Genomic DNA, 22,356 nt, shown 5'->3' with positions numbered 1-22,356 from the left:
GGTTCCCCTGGAGCGGTGGGGTCCTCAGCCGCCGTAGACGTGCGGGGCGAGGGTGCCGACGAAGGGGAGATTGCGGTACTTCTCGGCGTAGTCGAGGCCGTAGCCGACGACGAACTCGTTGGGGATGTCGAAGCCGATCCACTTGACGTCGATGGCGACCTTGGCGGCGTCCGGCTTGCGCAGGAGGGTGCAGACCTCCAGGGAGGCCGGCTCGCGGGAGCCGAGGTTGGACAGGAGCCAGGACAGGGTCAGGCCCGAGTCGATGATGTCCTCGACGATCAGGACGTGGCGGCCCTTGATGTCGGTGTCGAGGTCCTTGAGGATGCGGACCACGCCGGAGGACTGGGTGCCGGCTCCGTAGGAGGAGACGGCCATCCAGTCCATGGTGACGGGGGTGGACAGGGCGCGTGCCAGGTCCGCCATCACCATCACGGCGCCCTTGAGCACGCCGACGATGAGCAGGTCCTTGCCCGCGTACTCCGCGTCGATCTTCGCGGCCAGCTCGGCGAGCTTCGCGTCGATCTCTTCCTTGGTGATGAGGACCGACTGGAGGTCGGCGCCCATGTCCTTCTCGTTCACCCGGGTCACTTTCGTTGCAGCTTGCGACTTTGCGGTCAGCCTTGCCGGATGACAAGTCTGCCACCCTGCCGCAGCGCCTCGACGCGGCCGGGCAGGTTGATGGCGCCCTGGCCGCGCCATCCGGTGATCAGCCGGTCGACTTCCTCGATGTGGCGGGCGAAGAGGGAGCCGGCGGGGGCGCCGCTCGCGATGACGGCGCGGCGCAGGACGCGGCGGCGGACGGCGGGGGGCAGTCCGAAGAGTTTGGCGCACTCGAGGCGGCCGGTCTCGTCGCGTACGGAGGTCTCGGCGTCGGCGGCCCAGGAGTCGAGGGCGTCGGCGTCGTCGCGGGAGAGCTGGGCCGTCCGGGCGAGGGCTTCGACGACGCCCTTGCCGAGGGCCTTCTCGAGGGCGGGGAGGCCTTCGTGGCGGAGCCGGGAGCGGGTGTAGGCGGGGTCGGCGTTGTGGGGGTCGTCCCAGACGGCGAGTTCCTGGGCGATGCAGGCCTTGCGGACGGTCTGCCGGTCGAGTTCCAGGAAGGGGCGGCGGTAGCGGCCCGCGGTGCCGGAGACGGCGGCCATGCCGGAGAGGGAGCGGATGCCGGAGCCGCGGGCGAGGCCGAGGAGGACGGTTTCGGCCTGGTCGTCGCGGGTGTGGCCGAGGAGGACGGCGGTGGCGCCGTGGCGTTCGGCGGCGGCGTCGAGGGCGGCGTAGCGGGCGTCGCGGGCGGCGGCTTCGGGTCCGCCGTCGCGGCCGACGGTGACGGTGACGGCGTCGACGGGGTCGAGGCCGAGGGCGGTCATGCGGTCGGCGACCTCGTGGGCGCGCTGGGTGGAGCCGTGCTGGAGGCCGTGGTCGACGGTGACGCCGCCGGCGCGGAGGGGGAGTTTGCGTGCTTCGAAGGCGAGCGCGGAGGCGAGTGCCATGGAGTCGGCGCCGCCGGAGCAGGCGACGAGCACGAGCGGGTGCGCGTCACCGGGCGGGGAGGAGTGCTGTGCGGAGTGCTCGGTGAGGACGTCGTGGAGTACGCGGCGGACCGCCAGGCGTATCGCCGCGACCGCAGGATGGGGACCCATGTCCGGTGCCCTTCGTGGAGAGTGTGGGGTGCCTCGGTCGGAGTCTTAACGGTCGGAAAGGGGGGTTCGGTCACTCAGAGTGCGTCGATGGTGACAGAACCTGGCCGTCAGCCGAGCATTGCACGCCTTACCCGCCGTCTAGGGTCCCTCGGACGGGTGATGGGTGGGGCGCTGTTCCGCCATCCGACGCATCCGTCTCACGAGTCTGCTCTCACGAGTCTGCTCTCACGATCCGCTCTTACGAGTCTGCCTTACGGTGCACCCTCGCCACCCAGTCGGCGGGGCGGGCGATCTCGGTCTTGGTGGGCAGGGTGTTGGGCGAGGTCCAGACGCGGTTGAAGCCGTCCATGCCGACCTGGTCGACGACGGCGCGGACGAAGCGTTCGCCGTCGCGGTACTGGCGCAGTTTGGCGTCGAGGCCGAGGAGCTTGCGCAGGGCGAGGTCGAGGCGGGAGGCGCCGCGGGCGCGGCGCTGCTGGAACTTCTCGCGGATCTCGGTGACGGAGGGCACGACGTCGGGGCCGACGCCGTCCATGACGTAGTCGGCGTGGCCTTCGAGGAGGGACATGACGGCGGTGAGGCGGCCGAGGATCTCGCGCTGTTCGGGGGTCTGGACGAGTTCGACGAGGGAGGGGGAAGGTTCGCCCTGTTCGCCTTCGGGGCGGCCGCCGGCGAGGGCCTGGGCGGCTTCGCGGAGGCGTTCGACGACGGTGGAGGGGTCGACGTCGGTGGCGGCGAGGAATGACTGGATCTCGCCCTGGAGGTGGTCGCGGAGCCAGGGGACGCCGGTGAACTGGGTGCGGTGGGTCTCCTCGTGGAGGCAGACCCAGAGCCGGAAGTCGTGGGGGCTGACGTCCAGCTCGCGCTCGACGTGGACGATGTTGGGCGCGACGAGGAGGAGGCGGCCGCCGCCGTCGGTGCCGGCGGGGAGTTCGCGGGTGGCGGGGGCGAAGGTCTCGTACTGGCCGAGGATCCGGGAGGCGAGGAAGGACAGCAGCATGCCGAGCTCGACGCCGGTGACCTTGCCGCCGACGGCGCTGAGGACGGTGCCGCCGGGGGTGGTGGAGCGGCGTTCCTTCATCTTGTCGAGGAGCGGGGAGAGCAGTTCGCGGAAGCCGGCGACGTTGGCCTTGATCCAGCCGGCCCGGTCGACGACGAGGACGGGGGTGTCGTCGGGGGTGTGGCCCTCGGGGATCATCCGGGTGTAGCCGCGGACGTGGTCCTCGGCGGCGCGGGCGTGCCGGCGGAGTTCGGCGACGACCTCGCGGGCCTCTTCGCGGGTGACCTCCGGGCCCGGGCGCACCAGTCGGGTCGCCGTCGTGACGGCGAGATTCCAGTCGACCATCCCCGATGTGCCTGCACCACCGATGCTCGTCATGCGTCAACCGTACGTTCTCGGCGCCCGTTCGGTGAGGGTTCGGGCGAGTATTCGCCGGGGTCAGCGGGGTCGCGCGGCGCGTCGGCCCGCCATGCCGTCCCCTAGGGGGCGCCGGTCTGGGCGAGGGCGGCGGAGAGGCGGTCGAGGGCGGTCTGGGCGGCGGCCGCGGAGTCGGTGCGGCCGGCCAGGAAGGCGAAGGCGAGGAGGCGCCCGTCGGGGGTGACGACGGTGCCGGCGAGGGTGTTGACGCCGGTGAGGGTGCCGGTCTTGGCGCGGACCAGGCCGGCGCCGGAGGCGGCGGGGCCGGTGCCGAAGCGGCCGGCGAGGGTGCCGGTGAAGCCGCTGACGGGCAGTCCGGTGAGGACGGGGCGCAGGGCGGGCCGGGCGGGGTCGGCCGCGCGGGTGAGGAGGCCGGTGAGGAGGGCGGCGGAGACCCGGTCGTTGCGGTCGAGGCCGCTGCCGTCGGCGAACCTGGCGCCGGCGAGCGGCAGCCCGAGCCGGGCCAGCTCGTCGTGGACGGCCTTGCCGGCGCCGGCGAAGCTGGCGGGCTGCTTGCGGGCGAGCGCGGTCTGCCGGGCGAGGGCCTCGGCGAGGTCGTTGTCGCTGCTGGTGAGGGTGCGTTCGACGAGGTCGGCGAGGGGTGCGGAGTCGGTACGGGCCAGCTGGGCGGCCTTCGGCCCGGTGGCGGCACGACCGGGTGCGGGGTCGCCGTCGATGCGTACGCCGGCCTTGCGGAGCAGTCCGGCGAAGGCGGTGGCGGTGTCGCCGGCGGGGTCGGCGGTGCGCGGGGCGGGGCCGGTGGCGGGGCCGCCGGTGCGGCCCTCGTCGGTCATCAGGGCGGTGACGGGGGCGAGGTTGTCGTTGGGGCCGATCGGGTGGAGCAGCGGGCCCTTGTAGAGGCTGGTGTCGTACGTGACGCGGATGGCGGGCGCGGTGCCGGCGCGGGCCTTGAGGGCGCGGGCGGTGGCGTCGGCGAGGGCCTTCAGGCGGGTCCGGTCGAGGGTGGGGTCGCCGCCGCCGACGAGGGTGACGGTGCGCCCGTCGGGGGCGGCCACGGTGGTGGTGGCGATGCGGTGGTCGGGGCCGAGCGCGGACAGGGCGGCGGCGGCGGTGGCGATCTTGATGGTGGAGGCGGGGGTCATCGGCGTGGTGGCGCCCTCGCCGTACAGCTGCTTTCCGGTGGCGGCGTCGACGACGGAGGCGGTGCGCAGGGTGCCGAGGCCGGGGTCGCCGAGCAGCGGTACGAGGACGGGGGCGAGGTCGTCGCCCGTCCGGGTGGATCCGGTGCGGCCGGCGGCGGCCGGTCCGTCCGGGGCGCCGAGGGCGCGGAGCACGCCGGCGGCGCTGGGGGCGGGGGCCGGGCGGCGGGGGGCGGCGGGCGGCGGACCGGCGGCATGGCCGGCGTGATGTGCGCCACCTCGGGCGTCCGCGAGGGCCGCCCTGGCGCGCTCGGCCTTACGCTGACCGGAGTCCCACGGGCCGGCGGCGGTGACCGCTCCGGCGGCCAGGGCCAGACCGAGCACGGCGGAGCCCGCCACGAGCTGCCAGGTTCTCGCCTCCGGCATGTGATGACCAGCCCCTTTCGCGATCAAGAGCGTGCGTGAGAGACACTTAACCATCGCGCGTCGTCGCGAGCATTGACATGTGTTGATTCAGGAGGAGATCCACCCGTGGAGTTCGACGTTCTCATCGAGATCCCCAAGGGGTCGCGGAACAAGTACGAGGTCGACCACGAGACCGGTCGGATCCGCCTGGACCGCCGCCTCTTCACCTCGACCGCCTACCCGACGGACTACGGCTACGTCGAGAACACCCTCGGCGAGGACGGCGACCCGCTGGACGCGCTCGTCATCCTGGACGAGCCCACGTTCCCGGGCTGCCTCATCAAGTGCCGCGCCATCGGCATGTTCCGCATGACGGACGAGGCCGGCGGCGACGACAAGCTGCTGTGCGTCCCGGCGACGGACCCGCGCATGGAGCACCTGCGCGACATCCACCACGTGCCGGAGTTCGACCGCCTGGAGATCCAGCACTTCTTCGAGGTCTACAAGGACCTGGAGCCGGGCAAGTCCGTCGAGGGCGCCGACTGGGTCGGCCGCGCCGAGGCCGAGGCCGAGGTCGAGAAGTCGTACAAGCGCTTCGAGGAGCAGGGCGGCCACTGAGCCGGCTTGATCCGATCTTGTGCGAGGGCGGTGCACCTGCTGAGGTGCGCCGCCTTTCGCGCGTTCATACTGGGCTTCAACCGGCCCGTATGGGGTCCGGTCGCGTGGGTACCAGGCCGGAATGAGGGCGGACAGAGTGGTGGCGAAGCCGGACGCGCCGGGCGCTCCGGACGAGGAGCCGGAGGACCGGAAGCCCGCGTCCGACGAGGCGCGCAGCGCTTTCGTGCCGCCGCCCGGGGTGGCGCCGCCGGAGCCGCCGGAGGAGGAGCATCCGACCTCGGAGTTCGCGCTGCCGGAGGGGCTCGCGGAAGGTCTCGCGGCGGAGCCGTCGCCGGAGAAGGAAGGTTCCGCCTTCGCTCCGCCCTCGGGCTACTCGGCCCAGCAGGCCGCGCCGGCGTTCACGCCCGCGTACGGCATACCGATGGTCAGGCTGTCGCAGGACGCGCCCTGGCAGGACCGGATGCGCACGATGCTGCGGCTGCCGGTCGGCGAGCGGCCGGTGCCGGAGGCGGCGCGCAAGGAGGACGAGGCGGGGCCGCCGGTGCCGCGCGTGCTCGACCTGACCCTGCGCATCGGCGAGCTGCTGCTCGCGGGCGGGGAGGGCGCGGAGGACGTCGAGGCGGCGATGTTCGCGATCTGCCGGTCGTACGGTCTGGACCGCTGCGAGCCGACGGTGACGTTCACGCTGCTGTCGATCACGTACCAGCCGTCGCTGGTGGACGATCCGGTGACGGCGAACCGTACGGTACGGCGCCGGGGCACCGACTACACGCGGCTCGCGGCGGTGTACGTGCTGCTCGCCGACATCAACGACCCGGCGCACGACGTGTCGCCGGAGGAGGCGTACCGGCGGCTCGCGGAGATCCGCCGCAACCGGCACCCGTACCCCGGCTGGGTGCTCACCGCGGCGGCCGGGGTGCTGGCGGGCGCGGCCTCGGTGCTGCTCGGCGGCGGGGCGACGGTGTTCTTCGTGGCGGCGCTCGGCGCGATGCTGGGCGACCGGCTGGCGTGGCTGTGCGCGGGGCGGGGGCTGCCGGAGTTCTACCAGTTCCTGGTGGCGGCGATGCCGCCGGCCGCGATGGGGGTGGCGCTGACGCTGCTCCACGCGGATCTGCGGCCCTCGGCGGTGATCACCGGTGGCCTGTTCGCGCTGATCCCGGGGCGGGCGCTCGTGGCGGCCGTGCAGGACGGTCTGACCGGCTTCTACATCACGGCCTCGGCCCGGCTGCTCGAGGTCGGCTACTTCTTCGTGGCGATCGTGGTGGGTGTGCTTTCGGTGCTGTACCTGGCGGTGCAGTTCGGCGCCGAGCTCAACCCGGAGGGGGCGCTGAAGGCGGTCGAGCGGCCGGCGGTGCAGATCGCGGCGTCGATGGTGCTGTGCGCGACCTTCGCGATCCTGCTGCAGCAGTCGCGGGCGACGGTGCTGTTCGCGACGCTGAACGGCGGGGTGGCGTGGGTGATCTACGCGTCGATCGCGGTGACGGCGGGCGGCTCGGCGGTGATGGCGACGGCGGTCGCGGCCGGTCTGGTGGGCCTCTTCGGGCAGCTGATCGCCCGCTACCACCACACCTCGTCGCTGCCGTACGTGACGGCGGCGATCGGCCCGCTGCTGCCGGGTTCCGCGACCTACTTCGGTGTCCTCGCGATCGCCCAGCACAACCTGGACACGGGCTTCGCGTCCCTGGCCAAGGCGGCGGCCCTGGCCCTGGCGATCGCGATCGGCGTGAACCTCGGCGGCGAGCTGGCCCGCCTCTTCATGCAGGCCCCGCGCACGGCGGCGGCCCGCCGCGCGGCGAAGCGTACGAGAGGCTTCTAGCGAGCGCGACGGGCCGCCTGCGCCCCGAAGGGCTTGTGGTCCGGTTCTCCCCCTACCGCTTGGCGTGGCGGCCGCGCTCGGCCGCCGGGGGGTTCGGGGTGCCGGGGGCGTCGTGGTCGGTGTCGGGGCCGGGGGCCGGGTTCTTCTTGGCCTGGGCGCGGGCCCGCAGGATCTCGATGACGACCGGGATCACGGAGATCAGCACGATCCCGACGAGGATCAGCTCGATGTGCTTGTGCACGAAGTCGACCTTGCCGAGCGCGGAGCCGAGCAGCGTCACGCCGGCGCCCCACAGGAGGCCGCCGATGAGGTTGAAGGTGATGAAGGAGCGGTAGTTCATGCGGCTGACGCCGGCGATGATCGGCGTGAAGGTCCGCACGATCGGCACGAAGCGGGCCAGGATCAGCGACTTCGGGCCGTGCTTCTCGAAGAACTCGTGGGCCTTCTCGACGTTCTCCTGCTTGAAGAGCTTGGAGTCCGGGCGCTTGAAGAGCGCGGGGCCGACCTTGCGGCCGAAGAGGTAGCCCACCTGGTCGCCGATGACGGCCGCGGCGACCACCAGGGCGCACACCAGCCACAGCGGGGTGTCGAGCTTGCCGGTGGTGACCAGCAGGCCGGTGGTGAACAGCAGCGAGTCACCGGGCAGGAAGAAGCCGATGAGGAGTCCGGACTCGGCGAAGACGATGACGAGGACACCGATCAGACCGAAGGTCGCGATCAGGTGGTCCGGGTCCAGCCAGCTCGGTCCGAGGGCAAGCGTGTTCACGGGTTCCGGGCTCCTGCGGTCGGTGGGGGCATGGGAGGTGTCGTGCGGGACAGCTGCCCCAAGGTACCAACGCGCGGCGAACGCCCCGGGTTCCAGGCGGCCCCCTTCCGGATGCGGGCAGGGCAGCCCGGCAGCAGGCTGTGGCCCAGGAGGTGGATGCGCATGGGCATCGACGAGTACGGCGGCGGCCAGACCGCCCAGTCGGACGTGCTGGTGGTGACGACGAACGACGTCCCCGGCCACCAGGTCCAGCAGGTGATCGGCGAGGTCTTCGGGCTGACCGTCCGCTCGCGGCACATCGGCAGCCAGATCGGCGCGGGCCTGAAGTCGCTGGTCGGCGGGGAGCTGCGGGGGCTGACGAAGACCCTCGTGGAGACCCGTAACCAGGCCATGGAACGGCTGGTGGAGCAGGCGCGGGCGCGCGGCGCGAACGCGGTCCTGATGTTCCGCTTCGACGTGACGGAGGCCGCCGACGTCGGCACGGAGGTGTGCGCGTACGGCACCGCCGTGGTGATCGCGCCGATTCCCTGAGGCGCATGCCGGTACCGGCAGGCCCGTACCGGCATGCCCGTACCGGTGGTTCCGGGGCGGCGAGCCCCGAATGTCAGGATGTATGACGGCATTTGCCCACTTATGGTGAGCCGGTGACCACCCAAGCACCTGCCCCGCCCCCCGCCGGTCCGGAGATCGTCCGGAAGGTCCTGCTCCCCCTGTGCGTGCCCGCGCTCGTGGTCGGGGTCGGCTCGGCGCTGCTGTATCTGGGGATCAGCAAGCTGGCCGAGCGGCTCCAGGACCTGGTCTGGGACACCCTTCCGGACGCCCTCGGCATCGGCTCGTACTCCTCGCTGTGGATCATCGTGATGCTGACCGCGAGCGGCATCGCGGTCGGTCTCGTCGTCTGGAAGGTGTACGGGCACGCCGGCTCCGACCCGGCCGAGGTCGGGCTCGGCGGGGCGCCGATCAAGCCCGGGGTGGTGCCCGGTCTGCTGCTCGCCAGCACGCTCACACTGGCCGGCGGCGTCAGTCTCGGCCCGGAGAACCCGACGATCGTCTCCGCCATCGCGCTGACCTTCTGGCTGGGCCGGATGGTCCTGCCGGCGCTGCCGGGCGCGCTGTGGGTGTCGCTCGCCACCGCCGCCACGTTCGGCGCGCTCTTCGGCACCCCGGTGGCGGCCGCGCTGGTGATCTCCGAGGCGCTGGCGTCGAAGGCGGCGCCCGGGCTCGCCGGGGGCGGGCTGTGGGACAAGCTGTTCGCCCCGCTGGTGGCGGCCGGCGCCGGGGCGATGACCACCCAGCTGGTCGACCACCCCAGCTTCGACATGGGCCTGCCGCCGCTCACGAACCCCGGCTACGAAGACCTCCTCGCCGCCCTGGTCATCGCCACCCTCGCCGCGCTCTTCGGACTGCTCGCCTGCTACGCCTTCCCGTACGCCCACCGGGCCTTCCACCGGCTGAAGCACCCCATGCTGATGCTGCCGCTGGGCGGGCTGATCCTGGGTCTGCTCGGCGCGCTCGGGGGGCGGCTGACGCTGTTCAAGGGGCTCACGGAGACCAAGGAACTCGTCCAGTCCCTCGGGACCTATGGTTCGGGCGAGCTCGCCAAGATGGCCGTGGTGAAGCTGGTCGCCCTGCTCGTGGCCGCGTCCTGCGGCTTCATCGGCGGCCGGGTGTTCCCGATCGTGTTCATCGGCGCCGCGTTCGGCCTGTGCGCGCAGGCGCTCGTGACGGAGATCCATCCGGCGGTCGCCGTCTCGGCCGCCGTCCTCGGCATGGTGCTCGCGACCACCCACCAGGGGTGGGTGAGCCTCTTCATCGCCGCCGTCATCGCCGCCTCGCCGGCGATGATCCCGCTCCTCGTCCTCGCCTCCCTGCCCGCCTGGCTGGTCGTCACCGGGCGCCCCGAGCTCGAACTCGACGCACACGGCGACTCACTGCACTGAGCCGCCCCCGCCCGCCCCTGCCCGCCCCTGCCCCCGTACGTACAGGAAGGAACCCGCCGTGCCGCTGCACAAGGGACCCGACGACGGCGCCTCCGACGCCGCACCCGTACGCCGCCTCTCCCTCAACCCGTTCTATGGCGAGGCCGACCCGGTCGGCGGCATGACCGAGGCGCCACCGCGGCACAAGCTGCCGGACGGGCCGCTGGCGCCGATGAGCGCCTACCAGCTGGTTCACGACGAGCTGATGCTCGACGGCAACTCCCGGCTCAACCTCGCCACCTTCGTCACCACCTGGATGGAACCCCAGGCGGCGGTGCTCATGGGCGAGTGCCGCGACAAGAACATGATCGACAAGGACGAGTACCCGCGCACCGCCGAACTGGAGCGCCGCTGCGTCGCCATGCTCGCCGACCTGTGGAACGCCCCCGACCCCTCCGTCACCGTCGGCTGCTCCACCACCGGCTCCAGCGAGGCCTGCATGCTGGCCGGCATGGCGCTCAAGCGCCGCTGGGCGAAGAGGAACGCCGACCGCTATCCCGCCGCCCGGCCCAATCTGGTGATGGGCGTCAACGTGCAGGTCTGCTGGGAGAAGTTCTGCAACTTCTGGGAGGTCGAGGCCCGCCTGGTGCCCATGCGGGGCGACCGCTTCCACCTGGACGCGGCCACCGCCGCCGAGCTCTGCGACGAGAACACCATCGGCGTGGTCGCCGTCCTCGGCTCCACCTTCGACGGCTCCTACGAGCCGGTCGCCGAGATCTGCGCCGCGCTCGACGACCTCCAGGAGCGCACCGGGATCGACGTGCCGGTGCACGTGGACGGCGCCTCCGGCGCCATGGTCGCGCCCTTCCTCGACGAGGGCCTGGTGTGGGACTTCCGGCTCCCCCGGGTCTCCTCCATCAACACCTCGGGCCACAAGTACGGACTGGTCTACCCGGGCGTCGGCTGGGCGCTGTGGCGCTCCCCCGAGGAACTCCCCGAGGAGCTGGTCTTCCGGGTCAACTACCTGGGCGGCGACATGCCGACCTTCGCCCTCAACTTCTCCCGACCCGGCGCCCAGGTGGTCGCGCAGTACTACACCTTCCTGCGGCTCGGCCGGGCCGGCTACCGGGCCGTCCAGCAGACCAGTCGGGACGTGGCCACCGACCTCGCCCGGCGCATCGAGGCCCTGGGCGACTTCCGCCTCCTCACCCGTGGCGACCAGCTGCCCGTCTTCGCCTTCACCACCGCGCCGGACGTCACGTCCTTCGACGTCTTCGACGTCTCCCGCCGGCTCCGCGAAGCCGGCTGGCTGGTGCCCGCCTACACCTTCCCGGCCGAACGCGAGGACCTGTCGGTGCTGCGGATCGTCTGCCGCAACGGCTTCTCGGCGGACCTCGCGAACCTGCTCGTCGAGGATCTGGAGCGGCTGCTGCCCGAACTGCGCCGCCAGCCACACCCGTTCACCGACGACAAGCAGGCCGCTACCTCCTTCCACCACTGACCACCACTGAGAGAGGGCCGGTGCTGCCCCCGCGCTACCTGCCCAGCCGGCCGAACCTCCGTACCGCCAGCGGGAAGAAGACCACGACGAGCAGCACCGGCCACAGCACCGCGGCGCCCACCCAGCCCGGCTCGCCGCCCGGGTTCGCGAACAGTTCGCGGACCGCCGTCGCGGTCGCCGACATCGGGTTCCACTCCACGAACGCGCCCAGCCAGCCCGGCATCGACTCGGGCGCCGCGAAGGCGTTGGAGAGGAAGCCGACCGGCCAGACCAGGATCTGGACGGCCTGCACCAGCTCGGCCCGGCCCGCGACCAGGGCCAGGAAGATCCCGATCCAGAGCATCGCGAAGCGCAGCAGGAGCAGCAGCCCAAGGGCGCCCAGGAAGGCGCCGAAGCCGCCCTCCGCCCGCCAGCCGATCGCGTAGCCGACGCCGATCATCAGCAGCAGGCCCACGGTCGACTGGAGCATGTCGGCGGCCGCCCGGCCGACGAGGACCGCGCCGTCGGTCATCGGCATGGCGCGGAAGCGGTCGATCACGCCCTTGTCGAGGTCCTGGGTGACCGCCGTCATCGTGCCTTCGAGCCCGAACACCATGGTCAGGGTGAGCATGCCGGGCACCAGGAAGTCGACGTAGTCGCCGTCGACCGCCCGGCCGCCGCCGACCAGATAGCCGAACATGAGCAGCATCATCACCGGGAAGACCAGGCCGACCACGACCTGCACCGGCTGCCGCGCCCAGTGCGCCAGCTCCCGCCGGGTCATGGTCAGGCAGTCGCTCACCACGTACGCCGCGCTCATGCGGCCACCTCCGTCCGCTCGTCCGCCGGCCGTCCGCCGGTCAGGTGCAGGAACACCTCGTCCAGGGTCGGGCGGCGCAGCGCGATGTCCTCCGCCTCGATGCCCGCCTCCTCCAGGGCCCGTACGGTCAGGGCGAGCGAGGCCATCCGGTCCTCGACGGGCGCGCTGATCCGCCGCCGGTCGCGGTCCACGTCCGCCTCGGCGCGGGCGAACGGCAGCGCGTTCAGCGCCTCGTCGAGCCGCGCCCCGTCCCGTACGACCACGTCGATCCGGTCCCGGCCGACCCGGGTCTTCAGCTCGTCGGGCGTGCCGTCCGCGACCACCCGGCCGCTGTCGACGACCGAGATCCGGTCGGCGAGCTGGTCGGCCTCCTCCAGGTACTGCGTGGTCAGCAGCACCGTCGTACCTCCGCCGACCAGGGAGCGCACGGACTCCCACACCTCGCCGCGCCCGCGCGGGTCGAGGCCGGTGGTCGGCTCGTCCAGGAACAGCACCTCCGGCTCCGTGATGAGCGAGGCGGCCAGGTCGAGCCGCCGCCGCATGCCGCCGCTGTACTGCCGTACGGGCCTGCGGCCGGTGTCCGCGAGGCCGAACCGCTCCAGGAGCGCGTCCGCGCGGGCCGCCGCGCCGCGCGCGCCCAGGTGGTAGAGGCGCCCGAACATCTCCAGGTTCTGCCGGCCGGACAACTCCTCGTCGAGGGCCGCGTGCTGGCCGAGCAGGCCGATCCGCCGCCGCACCTCGCCCGCCTCGCGCCGTACGTCGTGCCCGGCCACCCGCACCAGGCCCTCGTCGTGGCGGAGCAGGGTGGCGAGCACCCGTACCGTCGTGGTCTTCCCGGCGCCGTTCGGCCCGAGCAGCCCGTGCACCGTGCCGCGCGCGACGGTCAGGTCGAGGCCGTCGAGCGCCTGCTTGTCGTCTCCGTACCGCTTCCGCACGCCTTCCATGAGGATCGCGTCGCCACCCACTGACACCGACATCCCTTTCCTCCCGATACCTGCGTAGTCAAATTTGACCACTGCCGCAGCGGAGAACCATATGCCCCCGCGAGGGGCTAGTCAAACTTGATTACGCAGAATTATGCGAAGGGGTTCTCCTGGCCCTCCGCGAGCACGCCCACGAACGGCTCGCCCTCGCCCGCGAACACATACGCCCCGCCCTCGATCCGCTCGATCAGACCGAGGGTCCACTCCCGGCCCGAGTCGGCCGAGTGCACCCAGAGGTGCATGATCTCGCCGATGTGCCCGAGCTGACCCGGCCCGCCCTCCGGCGTGTAGTAGTCCGTCACCGCGGCCCGCCACTCGTCCAGGCCGCGCACCCGGGCCCGCAGCAGCTCGACCGCCTCCGCGCGCGGCAGGTCCACGATGAAGCCGACCGCCGCCGACAGGACGTCCATCTGCTGGTCGTACGTGGACAGCGCCTCCCGGAGGAGCCGCAGGAACTCCTCGCGGCCCGCGTCCGTGATCTCGTACTCGACCCTCGGCGGCCCGCCGGCCGTGCTCGGCGCGATCTCGTCGGCGACGAGCAGTCCCTGCTTCGCCATCTGCTTCAGCGCGTGGTAGATCGAGCCCGGCTTGGCGTTGGACCACTCGTGCGCGCCCCAGTACTCCAGGTCGTTGCGCACCTGATAGCCGTGGGCGCGGCCGTGCTGCTTGACCGCGCCCAGAACGAGAAGGCGGATCGCCGACATCCCACGGACCTCCCTGGTCAATTTCGACCAGGGTAGGTCCTCGGTGTCTTCGGCTACACCTTGCTCTCCAGCTCGATCAGCTCGAAGGAGCCCTTGCCGTCGAGCGACTCGCGGATGATGTCCGCGTGCCCGGCGTGCCGGCCCGTCTCCTGGATCAGGTGGAGCAGCATCCAGCGGACCGAGACCCGGCCGTCCTTCGGGAACCACGGCTTGTCGGGCAGCGGGAAGGTGTCGTCCAGGCTGGGCACGGTCCGGACGAACTCCTCCGTCTCCTTCGCCACCCGCTCCAGGAAGGCCACCGTCCCGGCGACGGTCTCCCCGCCCACGAGCACGAAGCTCTCGTGCCAGGTCGACTCGTCCCGGCGCAGTTCGTTCGGCTGCTGCTGCGCCATCCGCAGCCAGTTGAGCTCGGCCTCCGCGACGTGCTTGATCAGGCCGGAGAGGCTGAGCTCGCTCGCGCTGGGGCGGCTCGCCGCCTGCTCGTCGGTGAGGCCGAAGGACGCCCGGACGATCGCGGCGCGCTGGGCCTCGATGAAGTTGAGGAGCGCGCCGCGCTCGTCGCCGGGCTTCTCCGCGGGGACCAGAGCAACCATGACTGCCGCCTTTCGTAGCGCCCGCCGTGCGGACGGCCTTCGTTCTCGACACGGACCACGTTAGGGAGGATCTAGGACAGATTCGGCCCTAGATCCCTCCTCCGCGTGACCCTCCGCGTGACGCGCGCTAGAACGGGAACCGGCTGCGTCCGTGCTGGATCGAGATCCACTTCCGGGTGGTGAAGGCCTCGACCATCGCCTCGCCGTTGAGCCGGCCGATGCCCGACTGCTTCTCGCCGCCGAAGGGGACGATCGGCTCGTCGTGCACGGTGCCGTCGTTGATGTGGATCATGCCGGTGTGGATCCGCTTGGCGACCCGGACGCCGCGCTCGACGTTGCCGGTGTGCACGGCGCCGCTCAGGCCGTACGGGGTGTCGTTGGCGATCCGTACGGCCTCGTCCTCGCCGTCGAACGGGATGACCAGGGCCACCGGGCCGAAGATCTCCTGGCTGAGGACCGGCGCGTCGGCGGCGATGCCGGTGAGCACGGTCGGGGAGACCAGGCTGCCGTCGACCGTGCCGCGCAGCAGCGCGGTCGCGCCGCCCGCCACGGTCTGCTCGACGACCGAGGCCACCGCTTCCGCCTGCTGGGCGTTGATGAGCGGGCCGATGTGGGTGGCCGGGTCGGCCGGGTCGCCGACCCGCAGGGTCTTCACCTTGGCGACGAACTTCTCGGTGAACTCCGCCTCCAGGGTGCGGTCCACCAGGATGCGGTTGGCGGCCATGCAGACCTGGCCCTGGTGCACGAAGCGGCTGAAGACGGCCGCGTCGACCGCGTAGTCGACGTCGGCGTCGTCGAGGACGATCAGGGCGCTGTTGCCGCCGAGTTCGAGCACCGCGTGCTTGAAGTGCTGGGCGCAGACGGTGGCCACGTGCTGGCCGGTGCGGTCGGAGCCGGTGAAGGAGATGACCTTCGGGACCGGGTGGGTGAGCAGCGCGTCGCCGATCTCGGCGATGTCGGTGACGACCACGTTGAGCAGACCGGCCGGCAGGCCCGCCTCCTCCAGCACCTTGGCGACCAGGGTGCCGCCGCAGATCGGGGTGTTCTGGTGCGGCTTGAGGACCACCGCGTTGCCGAGCGCGAGGGCGGGCGCGACGGACTTGATGGAGAGGAGGAAGGGGAAGTTGAAGGGCGAGATGACGCCGATGACGCCGACCGGCAGGCGGTAGACGCGGTTCTCCTTGCCGTCCACCGGCGAGGGCAGGATGCTGCCCTCGGGGCGGAGCGCGACCTGGATCGCCTCGCGCAGGAACTCCTTCGCCAGGTGCAGCTCGAAGCCCGCCTTGAGGCGGGTGCCGCCGAGCTCGGCGACGATCGCCTCGGCGATCTCCTCCTCGCGCTCCTCGACGATCCGCAGCGCCCGCTCGAAGACGAGCCGCCGGGTGTACGGGTTGGTCTCGGCCCACTCGGCCTGGGCGCGCTCGGCGGCGCGGTAGGCGTTGTCGACCTCGGCGGCGGTCGCGACGGTGATCGCGGCGAGCTTCTCCCCGGTGTACGGATTGAAGTCGATGATGTCCCAGGATCCGCTGCCGGGCTTCCACTCGCCGTCGATGTACTGGTGCGCCAGTTCGGTGAAGTAGTCCGAGTGGTCCGAGGACTGAGCAGACGCCATGGAACGAGACCCCTAACCCGCGGTGGCGGACTTCGGCACGGACGGCTGCAGAGTCACAGCCGTCTCACTGATGTCCCGTCATCGTACTGACGTATCAGCCGAGTTGAAGGAGTCCTCGGAGAAGATCACGGCTTTCGGCGGGATCGGGGCTGTCCTTCTGGAGGCGCTCCATGACCCGGCCGTACTGCCCGACCTCCTCGCGTTTGTCGAGGTAGAGGGCGCTGGTCAGCTGTTCCAGGTAGACGACGTCGGACAGGTCGGACTCGGGGAAGCTGAGCATGGTGAAGGCGCCGCTCTCGCCCGCGTGGCCGCCGTAGCTGAAGGGCATCACCTGGAGCGTCACGTTCGGGTGTTCGGAGATCTCGATGAGATGCCGCAACTGGCCCTGCATCACGGCCCGGTCGCCGTACGGGCGGCGCAGTGCGGCCTCGTCGAGGACGGCGTGCAGATGCGGGGCGTTCTCGGAGACGAGCACCTTCTGGCGCTCCAGGCGGAGCGCGACCCGGCGGTCGATCTCGGCGCACGGGGCGCCCGGCATGCCGCGGGAGACGACGGCGTGGGCGTACGCCTCGGTCTGCAACAGGCCGTGGACGAACTGCACTTCATAGATACGGATGAGGGAGGCGGCGCCTTCGAGGCCGATGTACGTCTGGAACCAGCCGGGCAGCACGTCGCCGAAGCTGTGCCACCAGCCGGCCACGTTGGCCTCGCGGGCCAGGCCGAGCAGCGAGCCGCGCTCGGCGTCGTCGCACACCCCGTAGAGCGTGAGCAGATCCTCGACGTCCCTGGCCTTGAAGCTCACCCTTCCCAACTCCATACGGCTGATCTTGGATTCGGACGCCCGGATCGAGTAACCGGCGGCTTCCCGGGTGATGCCACGCGATTCGCGCAGTCGCCTCAACTGGGAGCCAAGCAGTATGCGGCGCACCACACTTCCGCTCGCCCCGCTCGATTCGCCTGCCGTCACGGCTCCAGCCTCCCCTTCACGGTGCTGCTCTCGCTGTCGAGCCCCCGTCGAGCCCCGGATTCTGCCACTAAACGCTTCAGCGCGTACACATTCGATTACGGATAGAGGGCGGGTTCCGGGCAGCCCCGGCCGCGTCCGGGGACGACTTATGCACAGAATCGGCACGGGGACGGACAGGTCCGGCGCGTGCACGTGCATCTGCCCTTGCATCCCTTGGTCGCCTCCGGAACCATGGTGCTCGCGCAGCCGCGTACTCACGCGTGCTGCCGCACCGTTGTCGCACCGCCTTTGTCGCACCACCGCCGCGATTCCCGGGAGTGCCTCGCATGGGACCGAATGGATCGACCATGCTCGAGCCGTTACGGCAGGGGCTTCCGCCGATCGATCCCGCGACCGTGTCGAACTCGGCCTCCTGCGCCCTTCCGCCCCGCTACGAAGCGGTGCGCGGCGCCCGGAAGTTCACCAGTCAGACGCTCCACAACTGGGATCTCACCGACCGTTTCGACGACGTCGCCCTCGTCGTCTCCGAGCTCGTCACCAACGCGCTGCGCCACGCGGTGCCCGCGGGGACCGATCCGGCCATGACCTCGGCCGCCGAGGAAGGCCTGAATCCGCCCGTCCGCCTGCACCTGATGCGCTGGGCCTCGCGCCTGGTGTGCGCCGTGCGCGACCCCAGCCGGGAGAGCCCGGAGGCACGGAGCAGCGAGGAGGACTTCGCCGCCGAGTCGGGCCGCGGGCTGTTCCTGGTGGAGTCGTTCGCCGACGGCTGGGGCTGGCACCCGCTGGCCGGCACGCTGCAGGGCAAGGTGGTGTGGGCGCTGTTCCGGCTGGGTCCGGAGTGAGAGTCGTGACATGAGGGGAGGGCCCCGGTGGCGGTCGCCACCGGGGCCCTCCCTCGTCCGCGGACGTTCCTACACCAGGTGGTCGAACTCCCCGTCCTTGACGCCCGCGAGCAGCGCCTCGATCTCGGCGGGCGTGTAGACGAGCGCGGGTCCGTCGGGGTGCCGGGAATTGCGCACCGCGACATCGCCGCCGGGCAGCTTGGCGAACTCCACGCAGGACCCCTGGGAGTTGCTGTGCCGGCTCTTCTGCCACACGACACCACGAAGCTCCGTGGCCGCCATGCCGTTGTACGCGTGGTGCGCGTGATGCACTGGTAGCTCCCCGAGATGATTGGTGCAGGTGTCAACTTCCTCGGATCATAGCCGTGTTCATATGCGCCTGCATGAGCAGATGCACGTGCACGAGGGGTGGCGTAGTGACTACGCGACTCAGCGTGCTACCAGCGGGTAGCAGGTCAACGGCCCGCACGTCACGGCTCACTGACGGTACGTGAGGCACGGGAGGTACGGGAGGGAATGCCGGGAAGCTCCGCCAGGCGGCGCCCCGCCCGGTCGTAAAGGAGGACGTCGGCGAGGCCCTCCTGGTCACGCCGCGGGTCGGTCACCTCGCGCGGGTCGCGCAGATCGCGCGCCGCTGGTGCGGTGTACGCGTACCAGACGCCCCAGCCGGGGCGGCCCGGGAGCTCCAGGAGCGTCGCGAGGACCGTCGTGCCGCCGTCCGGGTCCCGCAGCTCGACCCGGCCCACCGAGCGGGTCCCGTAGTAGAGGCCCGAGTGGAAGACCCCCTCCCGGCCGCCCTCCCGCTGGTACGAGATCCCCGGCTCCGAGAGCGCGATGTTGCCGTCCGTCACGCTGCGGGTGTTGGCGTACCCGTCCGGCCCCGACCAGTGCTTGCCCTCGGCGGTCAGCCACACCGTCCACCCCTTGCCCGCGGCCACCCGCTCCCCCGGCCGCACCACGCGTATCGCAGGCGGGAGGGGTGCGGGAGGTACGGGAGTGGTAGCGGCGGCGGTGACCGGCGGGGCCGCGGCCACCTCCGGCCCGACGGGCAGCGCGAGCCCCGCCACGGCGGCGGCGCCGGACACCGCGAGCACCGCGAACGCGGCCAGGGCGACCGCCCGCCGCCGGCGCAGGGCCAGCCCCCGGCGCCGTACCTCCGCGAGCGGCACGGGCCCGGGCGTGATGTCGCACGCGGCCGCGGCGAAGGCGGCCCGCAGGTCGAGGTCGGGGTCGTCGTCCGGTTCGTCGGGGGTCATCGGGGGGCTCCGGTGGGGGGTAGGGCAAGGCCTGGATGGGAGCGGAGGGCGGCGAGGCCGCGGCGGGCGTGGGTCTTGACCGTGCCGATCGAGCAGTGGAGCACGGCGGCGATCTCCGGTTCGCTCAGGTCCTCCCAGTAGCGCAGCACCATCACCGCCCGCTGCCGGGGCGGCAGGTCGGCGAGGGCCGCGAGGAGCGTGGTGCGCTGCTCGACCGCCTCCGCGTGGCCCGCGACCGCGTGCCGCAGCGGCTCCGGGAGGACCGGGGTCAGCAGGTGGACCACGCGTTTGCGGCGGAGCCGGCTGAGGTTGTTGTTGACGAGCGCCCGCCGCACGTACAGGTCCATCTCCTCGCGCGGCACCCGGCGCCAGCGCCCGTACACCTTGGCGAGGGTCGTCTGCACCAGGTCCTCGGCCTCGTGGAAGTCGCCGGTGAGCAGCTGCGCGGTGCGCACCAGGCGGGGCCACGCGGCGACGGCGAACGCGGTGAAGCCGGCGTCGTCCTGGCCGGGTAAGTCCCGTGGTTCGTGCGGTGGCTCGTGCGACGACTCGTGCGACACGGTGGAGGACCTCGCGCTCGTCGGTGGTGCGGTGGGCAGGGCCCGCCCCGTGCCGGGCCCTGCCTTGCACCGCTCGGTGAGCGTCTGTTCGTGCGTCCGCGCGTGCGTCCGGTCGGTCGTCAGAATGGCGGAAGCTCCGCCAGCAGACGCCCGTTGCGGTCGTACAGCGCCACGCCGACACCGTCGGTCGAGCCCGCCCGGTGCGCGTACCAGACGCCCCAGCCCGGGCGGCCCGGCAGTTCGAGGAGGGTCGCGGAGGTCTTGCGGCCGTCCGCGTCGGTGAGGACGACCTGTCCGGCGCGCTTGGTTCCGTAGAACAGGCCGGAGTGGAAGGTCTGCGTGGGGTCGCCCTCGGACTGGTGGCTGACGCCCGGCCGGGAGGTGTCGACGTTGCCGTCCACGACGCTGCGGAAGTTCTCGGTGCCGTCCGGGCTCAGCCAGTGCTTGCCCTCGGCGGTCAGCCAGATCGTGAACCCGCCGCCCGCGTCCACGCGTTCGCCGGACGCGACGACCCGGACGGGGGAGGTGTGCTTCGCCGCCGCCAGGGACACGGCGGCGGGGGCCGGGGCGGCCACGGCGGTGGCGGGCGCGGCCACGGCGGCCGCCAGCACGGCCGCCGCCAACAGCCGGCCTGCCGTGCTCGTACTCGTGCGCGTACTCATCTTCGGGCTCCTGAAGTCGGTGAGGGTTGGCTCCTCGGGGTACTCCTCGGAGTGGCTCCTCACTTCCTTCAACTCCCGGACGGCGACTTCTGGATGACACGCGGCCGGGACGCATCCGCACCGCCCCCGCCGAGCGCCGCCGACAGCTCTTCGAGCGCGGCGAGGAGCAGCAGCGCGCCCTTGCGCAGCAGGAAGTGGTCGGGGGCGTCGGCCCGTTCCCATGCCTCGATCGTCTCGCGCAGCTCGGCCAAGGGCGGCGCCTTGCGGTCCCGTACGGACTTGGCGCCGCGTTCCGTCACCGTGCGCAGGGCCTCCGCGAGGGCCGCGGCCTCGGGTACGGGCGGGGCGCCGCGTTCCGGGAGGTGCGCCTCCAGGAGCATCGCGACCCGCCCGAACTGGGCGAGCGCGTCCTCAGCCTCGGCCGCCGCCGCGCGCGACAGGCCCCGGTGCCGTACCGGCTCGTGGGTGGCCCGCTCCACCCCCTCCTGCCAGGCGATCCGGGCGGCCCGGGTGCCGAGCAGGGCCTCGCGCACGTCCGGGGAGACCGGGCCGACCGGGTCGGCGAAGTGGCCGACGACGGTCGCCGCGTACCGCCCGTCCGCCTTCAGCCAGTCCGCGAGCCGGCCGCGAAGCCGGGGCGTCTCCCAGGCCGGGTAGACGGCGTACGACAGCATCGCGAGGAGGCCGCCGAGGAGGGTCAGGAGCACGCGTTCGCGGACGGTCTGGGTGACGCCCGCGCCCTCCATGCCGAGGAGGAAGACGACGTACGCGGCGACGAAGACCTGGCTCGCGGCGTAACCGGTGCGCATCAGCAGGTACATCCCGAAGGCGCACAGCACGGCGAGGCCGGCGAGCAGCCAGGTGCCGGGGTGGGCGGTCTGCACGATGCCGGTGGCCAGGGCCACGCCGACGAGGGTGCCGCCGAGGCGGGCGACGGAGCGGGCGTAGGTCTGGGTGAAGTCCGGGCGCATCACCATCACGGAGGCCATCGGCGCCCAGTAGCCGTGGCCGAAGGGGAGCCAGGTGCCGAGCAGATAGCCGGTGGTGGCCACGGCCGTGACACGGAGCGCGTGCCGCAGGATCGGCGAGTCGTGGCGCAGCTCGGCGCGCATCGCGCGGAGCGCGACCGGGAGGAGCTGGAGGAGGGTGGGGCGGCTGCGGGCGGCGGCCGCGGTCTCGGTGCGGGGTTCCGCCGTCTCGACGACGTCGTCGAGGAGCGCGGCGAGCCGGATGGCCGCGCGGCGGGGCGCGCCCTTGAGGATCGCGAGGGTGTCCGGGGTGTGCAGGGCGGCGTCCGCGTGGGCCGGCGGGTCGACCGGTTCGCCGTGCCGGATGGCGTGCGCGCAGGCGTCCAGGGTGTCCCCCGCCGCGCCGAGCAGCTCGCGCACCCGGTCCCGCTCCGGCCCCTCGGCGGATGCGCCGACCGCCGGGTCCGCGAGCGAGGCGAGCACCGGCCGGATCCGCTCGGCGAGCCCGCGCGCGCCGTGCAGTTCGGCGGGCCTGCGGCGGGCCTGGCGCGGGGTGACGGCGGCGGCGCTGCGGGCCGTCATGAGCGGTACGGGGTCGAAGGAGGCGGTCGGGTCGTGGCGCAGCCTGCGCGCGTAGTCCGCCTCGGCGGCGAGCGCGTCGGCGAGCGCGTCGCGCTGGGCGCCCCAGCGGCGCACCGGCATGAGCACGATCAGCGCGGCTTGGACGAGTCCGCCGACCGCGATCATCGCGGCGTGCCCGGCGGCGGTGGCCACGGAGGTGGGGAGGGTGACCGTGACCAGCATGATCGCCACGTTGGAGGACGCGATGATGCCCACGGTCGGGCCGGCGGCCCAGGAGAGCCCGGCGACGAACGTCCACAGCGCGAGCAGCGCGAGGAAGAGGACGAGATGGGCGCCGGTCAGATATCCGAGGAACGTCGACACGGCGAGGCTCGCCCCGGAGGCCAGCGCGAGGGTGGGCCGCGGCCGGTACGACCGCTGGAACGTCGCGATCGCCGCCTGGAACGCCCCGAACGCCGACGACGCCGCCACCACCGGCCCGAACGCCGCGAGCGACACCCCGACCACCAGCGCGAGCCCGAGCGCCCCCCGCCCCGCCACGGCGGGCTCCAACCGCCGCCGCTCGACGGAGAACCCCGACCGCGCGGTCTCCTTCAGCGCCCGGAGCCAGCTCATGGGGTGAGCGTAGCCGCGAGAAGGGACGAAAGGTGCA

22 protein-coding genes are annotated in these 22,356 nt (G+C 72.4%); 6 read left to right on the top strand and 16 right to left on the bottom strand.

Annotated elements, in window-relative coordinates; all coding sequences use genetic code 11:
- Nucleotides 1-24: 24 nt before the first annotated feature.
- The 4 genes from hpt to dacB all read right to left on the bottom strand — a co-directional run bounded on the left by hpt (nt 25) and on the right by dacB (nt 4,577).
- Entirely contained in the window at nt 25-564 is a 540-nt protein-coding gene (hpt, locus tag KV205_RS17580) for a hypoxanthine phosphoribosyltransferase (protein ID WP_265865395.1), read from the bottom strand.
- A gap of 50 nt (nt 565-614) precedes the next feature.
- A complete protein-coding gene (gene tilS, locus KV205_RS17575; protein ID WP_265865317.1) occupies nt 615-1,634 on the bottom strand; it encodes a tRNA lysidine(34) synthetase TilS in 1,020 nt (339 codons plus the stop codon).
- A gap of 238 nt (nt 1,635-1,872) precedes the next feature.
- The gene (locus KV205_RS17570; protein ID WP_265865316.1) at nt 1,873-3,012 is read right to left on the bottom strand and encodes a zinc-dependent metalloprotease; all 1,140 of its coding nucleotides are present in this window, start codon (nt 3,010-3,012) and stop codon (nt 1,873-1,875) included.
- A 101-nt stretch (nt 3,013-3,113) separates the two neighbouring features.
- Nucleotides 3,114-4,577, bottom strand: coding sequence for a D-alanyl-D-alanine carboxypeptidase/D-alanyl-D-alanine-endopeptidase (dacB, locus tag KV205_RS17565; RefSeq protein WP_265865315.1), 1,464 nt, complete (start codon nt 4,575-4,577; stop codon nt 3,114-3,116).
- Nucleotides 4,578-4,682: 105 nt separating this feature from the next.
- On the opposite strand from dacB, the gene KV205_RS17560 reads away from it, so the two are divergent.
- Together KV205_RS17560 and KV205_RS17555 are read left to right on the top strand one after the other, a co-directional pair.
- Entirely contained in the window at nt 4,683-5,174 is a 492-nt protein-coding gene (locus tag KV205_RS17560; protein ID WP_265865314.1) for an inorganic diphosphatase, read from the top strand.
- 121 nt (nt 5,175-5,295) lie between these two features.
- On the top strand, nt 5,296-6,990 hold the full coding sequence (locus KV205_RS17555; protein ID WP_265865313.1) for a threonine/serine exporter ThrE family protein: 1,695 nt from the start codon (nt 5,296-5,298) through the stop codon (nt 6,988-6,990).
- A 52-nt stretch (nt 6,991-7,042) separates the two neighbouring features.
- On the opposite strand, the gene KV205_RS17550 is transcribed toward KV205_RS17555, so the two are convergent.
- Complete coding sequence (locus KV205_RS17550; protein ID WP_265865312.1) at nt 7,043-7,756, bottom strand: DedA family protein; 714 nt, start codon at nt 7,754-7,756, stop codon at nt 7,043-7,045.
- Nucleotides 7,757-7,918: 162 nt separating this feature from the next.
- Between KV205_RS17550 and KV205_RS17545 the strand changes: the two genes are divergently transcribed.
- The 3 genes from KV205_RS17545 to KV205_RS17535 all read left to right on the top strand — a co-directional run bounded on the left by KV205_RS17545 (nt 7,919) and on the right by KV205_RS17535 (nt 11,176).
- Nucleotides 7,919-8,287: a YbjQ family protein gene (locus tag KV205_RS17545; protein WP_265865311.1), complete on the top strand. Its 369-nt coding sequence runs from the start codon at nt 7,919-7,921 to the stop codon at nt 8,285-8,287.
- Nucleotides 8,288-8,400: 113 nt separating this feature from the next.
- Nucleotides 8,401-9,696 (top strand): ion channel protein, encoded by a 1,296-nt coding sequence (locus tag KV205_RS17540; protein WP_265865310.1) that lies wholly within the window; start codon nt 8,401-8,403, stop codon nt 9,694-9,696.
- 58 nt (nt 9,697-9,754) lie between these two features.
- Complete coding sequence (locus tag KV205_RS17535) at nt 9,755-11,176, top strand: glutamate decarboxylase (protein WP_265865309.1); 1,422 nt, start codon at nt 9,755-9,757, stop codon at nt 11,174-11,176.
- A gap of 34 nt (nt 11,177-11,210) precedes the next feature.
- On the opposite strand, the gene KV205_RS17530 is transcribed toward KV205_RS17535, so the two are convergent.
- The 6 genes from KV205_RS17530 to KV205_RS17505 form a co-directional block, all read right to left on the bottom strand.
- The gene (locus KV205_RS17530; protein WP_265865308.1) at nt 11,211-11,975 is read right to left on the bottom strand and encodes an ABC transporter permease; all 765 of its coding nucleotides are present in this window, start codon (nt 11,973-11,975) and stop codon (nt 11,211-11,213) included.
- Nucleotides 11,972-12,952, bottom strand: a complete 981-nt coding sequence (locus tag KV205_RS17525; RefSeq protein WP_265865307.1) for an ATP-binding cassette domain-containing protein — start codon at nt 12,950-12,952, stop codon at nt 11,972-11,974. Before KV205_RS17525 ends, KV205_RS17530 begins: the two co-directional genes overlap by 4 nt.
- A 98-nt stretch (nt 12,953-13,050) precedes the next feature.
- Nucleotides 13,051-13,662, bottom strand: coding sequence for a PadR family transcriptional regulator (locus KV205_RS17520; protein WP_265865306.1), 612 nt, complete (start codon nt 13,660-13,662; stop codon nt 13,051-13,053).
- Between the two features lie 53 nt (nt 13,663-13,715).
- Nucleotides 13,716-14,255 (bottom strand): DinB family protein, encoded by a 540-nt coding sequence (locus tag KV205_RS17515; RefSeq protein ID WP_265865305.1) that lies wholly within the window; start codon nt 14,253-14,255, stop codon nt 13,716-13,718.
- A gap of 127 nt (nt 14,256-14,382) precedes the next feature.
- A complete protein-coding gene (locus KV205_RS17510; protein ID WP_265865304.1) occupies nt 14,383-15,867 on the bottom strand; it encodes an aldehyde dehydrogenase family protein in 1,485 nt (494 codons plus the stop codon).
- 94 nt (nt 15,868-15,961) lie between these two features.
- Nucleotides 15,962-16,834 carry a helix-turn-helix transcriptional regulator gene (locus KV205_RS17505; RefSeq protein WP_265865303.1) on the bottom strand — a complete coding sequence of 291 codons (873 nt, stop codon included), beginning with the start codon at nt 16,832-16,834 and terminating at the stop codon, nt 15,962-15,964.
- A gap of 326 nt (nt 16,835-17,160) precedes the next feature.
- On the opposite strand from KV205_RS17505, the gene KV205_RS17500 reads away from it, so the two are divergent.
- The gene (locus tag KV205_RS17500; RefSeq protein ID WP_265865302.1) at nt 17,161-17,676 is read left to right on the top strand and encodes an ATP-binding protein; all 516 of its coding nucleotides are present in this window, start codon (nt 17,161-17,163) and stop codon (nt 17,674-17,676) included.
- Nucleotides 17,677-17,745: 69 nt separating this feature from the next.
- On the opposite strand, the gene KV205_RS17495 is transcribed toward KV205_RS17500, so the two are convergent.
- From KV205_RS17495 to KV205_RS17475, 5 genes are all read right to left on the bottom strand, one after another.
- Nucleotides 17,746-17,958, bottom strand: a complete 213-nt coding sequence (locus KV205_RS17495) for a DUF397 domain-containing protein (protein ID WP_265865394.1) — start codon at nt 17,956-17,958, stop codon at nt 17,746-17,748.
- 188 nt (nt 17,959-18,146) lie between these two features.
- Entirely contained in the window at nt 18,147-18,932 is a 786-nt protein-coding gene (locus KV205_RS17490; protein WP_265865301.1) for a hypothetical protein, read from the bottom strand.
- Nucleotides 18,929-19,492, bottom strand: a complete 564-nt coding sequence (locus KV205_RS17485) for a SigE family RNA polymerase sigma factor (RefSeq protein WP_265865300.1) — start codon at nt 19,490-19,492, stop codon at nt 18,929-18,931. Before KV205_RS17485 ends, KV205_RS17490 begins: the two co-directional genes overlap by 4 nt.
- Before the next feature lie 119 nt (nt 19,493-19,611).
- Nucleotides 19,612-20,154 (bottom strand): hypothetical protein, encoded by a 543-nt coding sequence (locus KV205_RS17480; RefSeq protein ID WP_265865299.1) that lies wholly within the window; start codon nt 20,152-20,154, stop codon nt 19,612-19,614.
- A gap of 68 nt (nt 20,155-20,222) precedes the next feature.
- The gene (locus KV205_RS17475) at nt 20,223-22,319 is read right to left on the bottom strand and encodes an FUSC family protein (RefSeq protein ID WP_265865298.1); all 2,097 of its coding nucleotides are present in this window, start codon (nt 22,317-22,319) and stop codon (nt 20,223-20,225) included.
- Nucleotides 22,320-22,356 lie beyond the last annotated feature (37 nt).

The sequence above is a fragment of the Streptomyces sp. SKN60 genome (assembly GCF_026236535.1).
Taxonomy (GTDB): Bacteria; Actinomycetota; Actinomycetes; order Streptomycetales; family Streptomycetaceae; genus Streptomyces.
Note: the sequence above shows the minus strand (reverse complement) of the source record. Positions and strands in the feature narration are given on the sequence as shown.